Source organism: Streptomyces sp. NPDC001933, from assembly GCF_042890955.1.
Classification (GTDB): domain Bacteria; phylum Actinomycetota; class Actinomycetes; order Streptomycetales; family Streptomycetaceae; genus Streptomyces.
In genome coordinates this window covers 1095955-1103555 of sequence record NZ_JBIASS010000001.1, presented here as the reverse complement: position 1 = coordinate 1103555, position 7601 = coordinate 1095955, and the positions used below count along the sequence as shown (strand labels likewise).

The 7601-nt window shown below is 72.5% G+C and carries 8 protein-coding genes and 1 riboswitch; of the genes, 4 read left to right on the top strand and 4 right to left on the bottom strand.

The features are described from left to right. A partial coding sequence (locus tag ACFYY7_RS04935) for an ATP-binding cassette domain-containing protein (protein ID WP_388657039.1) occupies positions 1-344 on the bottom strand: 344 nt, incomplete at its 3' end. 276 nt (positions 345-620) lie between these two features. On the opposite strand from ACFYY7_RS04935, the gene ACFYY7_RS04930 reads away from it, so the two are divergent. Both ACFYY7_RS04930 and ACFYY7_RS04925 read left to right on the top strand, forming a co-directional pair. Then, complete coding sequence (locus tag ACFYY7_RS04930) at positions 621-1511, top strand: neutral zinc metallopeptidase (RefSeq protein ID WP_388657036.1); 891 nt, start codon at positions 621-623, stop codon at positions 1509-1511. Between the two features lie 114 nt (positions 1512-1625). Continuing rightward, entirely contained in the window at positions 1626-2039 is a 414-nt protein-coding gene (locus tag ACFYY7_RS04925) for a VOC family protein (protein ID WP_376415380.1), read from the top strand. A 42-nt stretch (positions 2040-2081) separates the two neighbouring features. On the opposite strand, the gene ACFYY7_RS04920 is transcribed toward ACFYY7_RS04925, so the two are convergent. From ACFYY7_RS04920 to ACFYY7_RS04910, 3 genes are all read right to left on the bottom strand, one after another. After that, on the bottom strand, positions 2082-3392 hold the full coding sequence (locus ACFYY7_RS04920) for a hypothetical protein (protein ID WP_388657134.1): 1311 nt from the start codon (positions 3390-3392) through the stop codon (positions 2082-2084). A 184-nt stretch (positions 3393-3576) separates the two neighbouring features. Then, complete coding sequence (locus tag ACFYY7_RS04915; RefSeq protein ID WP_388657032.1) at positions 3577-4704, bottom strand: alpha/beta hydrolase; 1128 nt, start codon at positions 4702-4704, stop codon at positions 3577-3579. 82 nt (positions 4705-4786) lie between these two features. Continuing rightward, positions 4787-5446 carry a class II aldolase/adducin family protein gene (locus ACFYY7_RS04910; protein WP_388657029.1) on the bottom strand — a complete coding sequence of 220 codons (660 nt, stop codon included), beginning with the start codon at positions 5444-5446 and terminating at the stop codon, positions 4787-4789. 255 nt (positions 5447-5701) lie between these two features. On the opposite strand from ACFYY7_RS04910, the gene ACFYY7_RS04905 reads away from it, so the two are divergent. Together ACFYY7_RS04905 and ACFYY7_RS04900 are read left to right on the top strand one after the other, a co-directional pair. Further along, positions 5702-6973: an anion permease gene (locus ACFYY7_RS04905; RefSeq protein WP_388657026.1), complete on the top strand. Its 1272-nt coding sequence runs from the start codon at positions 5702-5704 to the stop codon at positions 6971-6973. Between the two features lie 22 nt (positions 6974-6995). After that, positions 6996-7226: a hypothetical protein gene (locus ACFYY7_RS04900; protein ID WP_124718378.1), complete on the top strand. Its 231-nt coding sequence runs from the start codon at positions 6996-6998 to the stop codon at positions 7224-7226. A 151-nt stretch (positions 7227-7377) separates the two neighbouring features. Beyond that, positions 7378-7509: riboswitch (cobalamin riboswitch) on the top strand. Positions 7510-7601 lie beyond the last annotated feature (92 nt).

The following is a 7601-nucleotide window of genomic DNA, read 5'->3' as shown; positions in this document are numbered from 1 at the left end:
GCCTTCTCGCGGGTGGCGCCCTTGCCGGTCGCCATCCGCTCCTCGTTCTCCCGCATCCTGCGCAGGATCTCGTCGAGGCCGCGGGCGGAGAGGATACGGTCGCGGGCCAGCACGTCGAGGTCGCCGGTGCGGGGGTCCTGCGGGAGGTAGCCCACCTCGCCGGAGCGGGCGATGGTGCCGCCGACGGGGTTGCCCTCACCGGCGAGGCACTTGGTGAGCGTGGTCTTGCCCGCTCCGTTGCGGCCGACGAGGCCGATGCGGTCGCCCTTGGCGATACGGAAGGAGGCGGACTCGATGAGGATGCGGGCGCCGGCACGCAGCTCGATGCCGGAAGCGGTGATCACGGTAAAACTCCAGGGCGGGTCGGACGGCTGACGGGACGAGGGCGGAGGTGTCTCGACGCCGCTAATGCACAAGGAGAATTGCCATACGGGCCATTCTACTGGCGGTGTGCAACTGCTTTTCCGCATGCATCCACGGCACCGGCCGGACGGTCACCCCGCGTCGCCTCCCCACTCCACCGCGCAACGTAAAAGGGCATAGCGGTGTGAACTATCCGATACTCGGCGGAGGTGCGGAGGCGGTGGGAGCACCGCGGCCGGAGCGGAGGGTGGTGCCCCATGCAGTTCGACGACGACGCCGACCTGGACACGTCCGAGGTCCAGGACGTGCGCGGCAGCCGGATCCCGGGCGGCAGGGCCACCGTCGGCGGCGGCATCGCCGGCCTCATCGCGCTGATCCTGGGGCTGCTCTTCGGTGTCGGCCCGGAGCAGCTCGGCCTGTCGGACGGCGGTCCGGACACGACGCCGACCGCGTCGACGGCGGCACAGGTGCAGCAGTCCTGCCGGACCGGGCAGGACGCGAACACCAGGGACGACTGCCGGACCGTGGCCGTGGTCAACAGCGTGCAGGACTTCTGGCGGCAGGAGTTCCAGCGGCGCCGGGCCACGTACACGCCGTCGCGCACCGTCCTGTTCAGCGACCGGATCGGCACCGCGTGCGGCTCCGCGACCTCGGCGGTCGGGCCGTTCTACTGCCCGGGTGACCGGCAGGTCTACCTGGACCTGGGGTTCTTCGACGAGCTGCGGACGAAGTTCGGCTCCAGCGGCGGCCCGTTCGCCCAGGCCTATGTCGTCGCCCATGAGTACGGACACCATGTGCAGGACCTGATGGGGACGCTGGAACGGTCGCAGGACGGCCGGACCGGCGAGAACAGCAACGCGGTCCGGGTGGAGCTCCAGGCGGACTGCTACGCCGGGGTCTGGGCGCATCACGCGACGACCACGCCGGACGAGTCGACCGGGCGGCCGCTGATCACCTCGCTGACGCAGGCGGACATCCGGGACGGGCTGGACGCGGCGGCCGCGGTCGGCGACGACCGGATCCAGGAGAAGTTCCAGGGCCGCGTCACGCCGGAGTCCTGGACGCACGGCTCGGCCGCGCAGCGCCAGCAGTGGTTCACCACCGGCTTCCGCAGCGGCGACATGGCCGACTGCAACACCTTCCGCTGAGCCCCGGGGCCGTGCCCGTACGGATGCCGTGCCGGGCCGTTGTCAGTGGCGGATGGAAGACTGAGACGCAGATCACAGAACCGGGTCACGGGAGTACGAAAAGAGGTGAGCGTCATGGCAGGCGCACCGGCCGGCGTTCCGACGATCTATCCGACGATTCTGTACGACGACGCGAAGAGCGCGATCAGGACCTTGACGGAGGGCCTCGGCTTCACCGAGGAAGCGGTGTACGAGGGCGAGGGCGGCCAGGTGCTCCATGCCGAGCTGTCCTGCGGCAACGGCAGGGTGATGCTGGGCTCCAAGGGCCGTGAGGGCGTCTTCGCCAAGGCGATGCAGGGCGCGGGCCCCGCCGGTGTCTACGTCGTGGTCGACGAGGTCGACGCGCACCACGCCAGGGCGGTGGAGTACGGGGTGGAGATCCTGATGCCGCCCACCGATCAGGACTACGGCTCGCGCGACTACATGGCGCGGGACGCCGAGGGCAATGTGTGGAGCTTCGGCACGTACGCACCGGGGTCGGCGGACTGACGGCCGGACGGGCCCGGGGCAGGGCCTGTCCGGCGCGGGGTCTCAGACTCCGCCGGTGTGCACCTGGAACGCGGCCCGGCGCACCGCCTTGGCCAGCGCCGGGTCCGGGTGTGCGGCGGCCAGGGCCACCAGCACCTGCACGGTGCGCGGATGGCCGACGGCCCGGACCTCGTCCAGCAGGGCCGGCACCGTGCCCTGGACGGCCGAGTCGAGATGGCGGACCAGCAGCCCGGTCTCGCCGTGGTCGGCGACGGCCGCCGCGGTGTCGACCCAGAGCCAGGTGGCCTCCTCCCGGCTGAGGACGTCCTGGGCGTCCTCGGGGTCGGTTCCGTCGTACTCGGCCAGCCAGAGCAGCGCGTAGGGGCGCAGCGACGGGTCGGCGACGACGGAGCGCACCTCGGGCTCGGCCGGGGCGCCGACGACCCGCAGCGCCTCGAAGGCGAGCCCGCGCAGGAGCGCGTCCTCGCCGCGGGCGACGGCGAGGAGTTCGGCGACGGCGCTGCCGACGGGGCGGGCGGCCAGCCAGGCCCGGTATTCGTCGCGGGCCGGGCCGGGGGTGAGCCGGGCGCAGCCCAGCAGCATGTCGGCGGCGGACTGCTCGATGTTCCCGGCCGGGCTCTGGGCCGCGACGCAGATCTGTTCCAGCTTGACCCAGACCGCCCAGTTGCCGAGCGGGGTGAGGGTGGCGTGGCCGGTGCCGAGGGTCAGCGCCCCGACGGCGGCCAGGCCCTCCAGGGCCCAGTCCAGCAGGAGCGCCACCAGGGCGGCGGGGTGTGCGGCGGGTGCGGTGTCGGCCGGTGCGGGCAGCGGCTGGGGTCCGTAGGGCACCTCGCAGCGCTCCTCGCGCAGTTCCGCGACGCGCTGGCCGAGCAGGTCCAGCAGGGCGGGCACGGTGACCGGGCCGGCCGAGAGCTGGAGGAGGGAGAGGACCTGCGGCACGGCCTCGACGGCCTCGGCCACCGCGGTGGACTCGATGTCCGCGGGTGCCGGGTGGACGAGCGACCAGGCGTCGAAGAGCGCCACCCAGCCGCGGAGCACGGCGGAGTCGTCGCGGTCCCAGGCGCGCAGCCGCCAGCCGGGGCGTGCGGTGTCGCCGTGGAGTTCGACGAGGCCTGCGAGCCTGGCCCGGTCCCAGCCGGAGCGCACCTGGGCCGGGGACAATTCCAGAGCGGTCGCGGCCCGTTGGAGTGCCTGGGCGGCGAGCGGTGGTGCGCCGGGGATCGCGCCGTCGGCCGCCCAGCGGGCGATCCGTACGGCATCGGCGAGGGCCGTCCTGGCCTGTCGGGCCAGTTCCGACCGGGGCGGAGTGCCCTCCGGTGGGCGGGGTGCCGGCCTGGTGCGCCGGGTGGTCACGGCCTTGCGAGCGGTCGCAAGGGGTCGCGGGCGGACAAGTCGCAGCCTGGAGTCGCGCGGGTTACGGGACGTCACGGGAGCAGTCTTGCCCCTGACGGCCCGAAAGCCCAAACGGAACCCGAATTCCCGGTGGAGGGGCTGGTGGACGGGGCCCTGCACCAATCGGCCGAACCCTCGCATCACCTCACATCAGGGGCGTGAGGAAGCGGCGCAGGGCCTCTTCGTAGTGGGCCGGATCGGCATTCCACATTGCCGCATGCGGAGCCTGCGGTACGGCGTGCAGCGCGATCAGCTCCGGGCGGCGGGCGGCGAGGTCGCGGGAGGGCTGCCAGGGGGCGAGCCGGTCGTCGGGTCCGTGGAAGATCAGGGTCGGGGCGCGCAGTGCCGGGGCGAGGGAGCCGTCGAGCAGCCGGGCACCGTGCAGTCCGGTCTGTCCCTCGGCCGCGCGGACGGCGAGCGGCAGCAGGGCGGCCGGGACGCCGCGGGCGAGGGCCAGGGCGCGCAGTGTGGTGGCCCAGTCCAGCACCGGGGAGTCCAGGACGAGGCCGCAGATCCGGTCGCGCAGCGCGGAGTTGACGGCCGCGAGCAGCGCCATGGAGGCGCCGGTGGACCAGCCGTGCAGGACGACCTTCTCGGCTCCGTACCGCACGGCGAAGCGGATCGCGGCGTCCAGGTCGCGCCATTCGGATTCGCCGAGATGAGCGAGGCCGTCGGGGGACCTCGGGGCTCCGGCGTCGCCGCGGTAGGCCAGGTCGAGCACGGGCAGCCGCAGGCCGTGCAGGAACCCCATGACGTTCATGGGGTGTTCCCGGGTGGTGCCGATGCCGTGCACCGTGATGACCCAGGTGTCGCGGGGGCCGGGCAGGAACCAGGCGGGCAGGGTGCCGAGTTCGCCGGGGATCTCGACGTCCCGGTGGTCCAGGCCGAGGGCCGAGGACGGGTCGCCGCTGTGCAGTTGCGGGGTGACCCGGACCTTGGCGCCGGTCTCCAGGCTGCCGCGGTCGACGCGTTCCAGTCTGCGGACGACGGTGTCGGGGGCGTGGTGGGCGTGCTCGATCACCGGGCCGACCACGGCGTGGACACCCTTGCCCGTCAGTCCGTACGTGCCGGGCCGCAGGGAGGTGAAGGAGCGGGTCAGGGTGACCTGCCCGGCCGCCGTGGCGTGCACGGTGAGTCTGCGGTCGGCGGGGAGGGGCCGTCCGGACGGCGCCCTGAGGGCGGCGTCGCTGGCGTACCGGCCGGCCGCGACCGCTGCCGCACCGACGCCGAGGATCGTGGTGACGGCTGCTGCCGTAACTGTTGCCGGGCGCACCGCTTCAGTGTCGTGGCGGGTGCGGGACCCTGCCAGCGGGCGGGGCGGCTCCTACGCCGTCCGGTGGACCGGACCGGCCGGGTCAGCCCGGCTGTCCGTACCCCTTCAGCGCCTCCTGCACATCGTGCAGCTGCTCCGGGGAGAGCAGGCTCGGGCCTCGTCCGGGGACGGAGCTCGCGGCGAGCCAGAGCCGGCAGAGCCATTCCAGCTGGGCGGTCCGGTCGTACGCCTGGTCCAGGGTGGCTCCGTAGGTGACGGTTCCGTGGTTCTTGAGCAGGCAGCCGGTGCGGTCGCGCAGGGCGGCGAGCATGTTCACGGCCAGTTCCTCGGTGCCGTAGCGCGCGTAGGGGGCGACGCGGACGGGGCCGCCCAGCATGGCGGCGGCGTAGTGGACCGGGGGGACCTCGGGAACCAGTGTGGAGACGGCGGTGGCGTGCACCGCGTGGGTGTGCACGACGGCGGCCGCGTCAGTGTTCCGGTAGACGGCGAGGTGGAGGGGGAGTTCGCTGGTCGGGGCGAGTTCGCCGAGTACGCGGTTGCCGTCCGGATCGACGCCGACGGCGTCCTCGGGGCCCAGCCGGTCGTACGGCACTCCGCTCGGCGTGACCAGGATGGTGTCGCCGACCCGTGCCGACACGTTTCCCGAGGTCCCGACGACCAGGCCCTCGGCCGCCGTCCGCCGGGCGGTGGCGACGACGCCGTCCCAGGCCTGTCCGATCGCGTCCCGCTGCTGATCGCTCATGCGCCGATCCTGTCAGCCCCGAGGGCGAACGGGTATGCGATCGGCCACAGCGGCGCCCCGCCGCAAGCCGCCATCGCGCCCCTCCGAAAGCCCCCGTCACTCCTCGTCGGAAGGCCCGACCACTCCCCCGCCGGCAATAAGCGGAATACCTTGACTCCAGTTTGGAACACCACAGCGACCTGCCCAGTTCATCTTCCGTTCACCCAGGTTGCCTACGGTCCACATGCCAATGACGTCGAACGATTGCCTGGGTAAATGGAACACATCACGCTGCTACTCGCGATTGTGATCGTGACAGCTCTAGTGTTCGATTTCACGAACGGTTTCCATGACACCGCGAACGCGATGGCGACCACCATCTCGACCGGTGCACTCAGACCGAAGACAGCGGTGGCCATGTCCGCCGTTCTCAATCTCGTCGGCGCGTTCCTGTCGGTGGAGGTCGCCAAGACGATCTCCGGCGGGATCATCAACGAGGACGGGCTGCGGACAGAAGTCATCTTCGCGGCACTCGTCGGCGCCATTCTGTGGAACCTGCTGACCTGGCTGGTCGGACTGCCGTCCAGCTCCTCGCACGCCCTGTTCGGCGGCCTGATCGGCGCGGCAGTGATGTCGGCCGGCTGGTCGTCCGTCAACGGCGGCACCGTCGTCACCAAGGTGCTGCTCCCCGCGGTCGCCGCCCCGGTCGTCGCCGGTCTGGCCGCGCTGCTGGCCACCAGGCTGACGTACCGGATCGGCGGCAAGGTCCGCAACGACGCCCAGGAGAAGGCCACCGCCAAGGGTTACCGGGCCGGCCAGATCGCCTCGGCCGGACTGGTCTCGCTCGCCCACGGCACCAACGACGCGCAGAAGACCATGGGCATCATCACCCTGGCCCTGGTCACCGGCGGCGTCCTGCACCCGGGCGCCAACCCGCCGGTCTGGGTCATCGTCAGCGCCGGTACCGCCATCGCGCTCGGCACCTACCTGGGCGGCTGGCGCATCATCCGCACCATGGGCAGCGGCCTCACCGACCTCAAGCCGCCGCAGGGCTTCGCCGCCCAGACCAGTGCGGCCACGGTCATCCTGGCCTCCTCGCACCTCGGCTTCTCGCTCTCCACCACCCAGTCCTGCTCCGGCGCCGTGATGGGCGCGGGCCTCGGCCGGCAGGGCGGTGTGGTCCGCTGGTCCACCGCCACCCGGATGTTCGTCGCCTGGGGTCTGACCCTGCCGGCCGCCGGTCTGGTCGGCGCGGGCGCGGAGCTCCTCACCAAGCAGGGCACCTGGGGTGTCGTGGTCGTCGCGGCGCTGCTGGTCGCGGGCTCCGGTGCCATCTGGCTGGTGTCGCGCCGCAAGCCGGTCGGCCACGGCGACGTCGCCCCGTCGGACGGCGTCGCCGAGCCCGCGGGCGTCGTCACCCAGGCCATCGCCGCCGTCAGCCCGCCGCCCACCGCGGCCGCGGCCCAGACGCCGGACCTGAACCTCATGACCACCATTCCGGCCCCGGCCGGAACCACCCAGGACCCGGCGCGACCCGCCACCGTCTGAGCCGGCCGTCTAAGGAATCAGCATGAACATCGACTGGGCAGCCCTCGGCTCCGTATTCGGCGTCTCCCTCGTTGTCACCGTCGCGCTGGTGGGCCTCTTCACCCTGGGCATCGTCGGCCTCTCCAAGCAGCCGGAACCGGCGGCGCAGGGCGGCTCCGGCGGCTCGCTGCTGCTGGCCCGCGCCGGCGCGTACGTCTGCTTCGGGCTGTGCGCGGCGGCCGTCGCGTACGGGATCTATCTGATCGTCGCCTGAGCCGCTCCCGCGCACGCTCTCCCGTCGGGCCGGACACCACGTGTGTCCGGCCCGATGTGCGTCTCAGCACACTGCGCCGTCGCAGGTCAACGGCAGGTTGACGGGCGTTCGCAGAGCGTGGTGGACTGCCGGAGCCAATTACGGCGACAGCAGAGGAAGCCGGTGCGAATCCGGCGCGGTCCCGCCACTGTCACCGGGGAGCGGTCCCCCACACCGGAAGTCACGGCTCGCGCGAGCGGGCTGGAAGGCCGGGGGAACCGCGGATCCGGGAGCCAGGAGACTCTCGTCGCCGGTCACGTCGAACCAGGGCGCGGACCCTGAGTGAGGACATATCGCCATGCCCGGCTGCCGTGCGTCCGCTGTCCCGGTGCTCTC

Excerpts from the sequence above, each read along its gene's own strand:
- ACFYY7_RS04905 (WP_388657026.1), top strand. The coding sequence starts at position 5,702 with ATGGAACACATCACGCTGCTACTCGCGATTGTGATCGTGACAGCTCTA.
- ACFYY7_RS04930 (WP_388657036.1), top strand. The coding sequence starts at position 621 with ATGCAGTTCGACGACGACGCCGACCTGGACACGTCCGAGGTCCAGGAC.
- ACFYY7_RS04900 (WP_124718378.1), top strand. The coding sequence starts at position 6,996 with ATGAACATCGACTGGGCAGCCCTCGGCTCCGTATTCGGCGTCTCCCTC.
- ACFYY7_RS04925 (WP_376415380.1), top strand. The coding sequence starts at position 1,626 with ATGGCAGGCGCACCGGCCGGCGTTCCGACGATCTATCCGACGATTCTG.
- ACFYY7_RS04910 (WP_388657029.1), bottom strand. The coding sequence starts at position 5,446 with ATGAGCGATCAGCAGCGGGACGCGATCGGACAGGCCTGGGACGGCGTC.